The 376-nt window shown below is 49.2% G+C and carries 1 protein-coding gene; it reads left to right on the plus strand.

Annotation, left to right across the window (positions count from 1 at the left end; genetic code table 11):
* Positions 1 to 376 (plus strand): phosphatidate cytidylyltransferase (locus tag L691_RS0101860; protein ID WP_025688434.1); only part of this gene is annotated, 376 nt, incomplete at both ends.

Below are 376 nucleotides of genomic sequence, written 5' to 3' on the forward strand. Positions count from 1 at the left end.
GCGAGTGATAACCGGGGTGGCGGCCGGAGCATTGTTTTTGGGTCTATGCCTGCTTGGCGGTTGGTGGTTTCATCTTCTGCTGATCGCCATGGCTTTGATCGGATACTATGAATTCGTCAAAATGATCGGCTGTTCACCTGCAGGCGGCAGTGCGGTGGCTGGCTATGCCGCTGTGCTGGGTTTTATGATGCCTTGGGATTTGATTGGCTTTTCAGCGCCTTTATCTTGGATGCAGGGAGTATGGCTTTTGATGCTTTTATTCCTTGTCATAACAGTGTTTACCAAGAATAAAGTGGATATTCGCATAACCGCGCTGCTGTTCATCGGCGCTTTATACATAGGAACAGGCTTTTCCTATATGGCGGGTTTCCCTTCT

The sequence above is a fragment of the Paenibacillus zanthoxyli JH29 genome (assembly GCF_000520715.1).
GTDB lineage: Bacteria > Bacillota > Bacilli > Paenibacillales > Paenibacillaceae > Paenibacillus_AQ > Paenibacillus_AQ zanthoxyli.